2 protein-coding genes are annotated in these 783 nt (G+C 42.4%); one reads left to right on the top strand and one right to left on the bottom strand.

Annotated features, from left to right (window positions below; all coding sequences use genetic code 11):
• Positions 1–166 (bottom strand): NRDE family protein (locus V5298_RS19230; RefSeq protein ID WP_332933049.1); only part of this gene is annotated, 166 nt, incomplete at its 3' end.
• 242 nt (positions 167–408) lie between these two features.
• Between V5298_RS19230 and V5298_RS19225 the strand changes: the two genes are divergently transcribed.
• A partial coding sequence (locus V5298_RS19225; protein WP_332933047.1) for a PLP-dependent transferase occupies positions 409–783 on the top strand: 375 nt, incomplete at its 3' end.

The raw sequence follows: 783 nt of genomic DNA, 5'->3' as shown, positions 1-783 counted from the left end.
CCATCCATGTGCCACCAGCTTGTAAATCCTTACCGGCATAAATGGGTGTTTTTTGCGGCCACAAATAGGAGGGGGCAGTGGGGCGCGAATGAAATTCATCACGATTGGCAGCGATAATTAACGGATAGTCTGAGCGAACATTGTTAGCAATAAATATGATGCACATTGTGTTTTAGGAAGCCGTATTTGTGATCATTCTACCTGTATTCTTATAAAAATCGAAAAGGCGTTATGATTATTTGATACTGTGATGGCAGCCAAGTTTACGGTATTATTAAAACATTCCAGCCCATTATGTCATCCCGATTTCAGGCCAGTTAATGACTGCCCGGTGCAATACCGTATTGTCTTTTAGATAGCTAATTGGGTCTGTTTCTTTTGAATTATTAGTTGTGGAGTTAACACGTTGTGAGTAAACAGGGATTTACTACCCGTCAGGTACATGCTGACAGATTACTTAATCGCCCGGAACATGGTGCTGTGCATACCGGTACAACAAATTCAGTGTTATTTGCCTTTGAAGATGTACAAGGTCTTGTTGATGTTTTTCAAGGTAAACAAGCCGGACATGTCTATTCGCGATCGTCTTCGGGTTCCGTTGTTGCCTTACAAAATATGCTCAATGCCCTTGAAGGTGGAATAGGGGCCGTGTGTTTTGCCACCGGAATGGCGGCCATAAGCAGTACTTTTTTATCTCTGTTAAAAGCCGGAGACCATATCATTGTTAGCCAATACCTTTTTGGTAATACCCGCTCTTTGATGGATATGCTATCGGATCTCGGT

Origin of the sequence: Alteromonas sp. 14N.309.X.WAT.G.H12, assembly GCF_036697315.1 — a bacterium.
In the GTDB taxonomy this organism is placed as follows: Bacteria; Pseudomonadota; Gammaproteobacteria; order Enterobacterales; family Alteromonadaceae; genus Alteromonas.
This window is presented reverse-complemented; position numbering and strand designations above follow the sequence as displayed.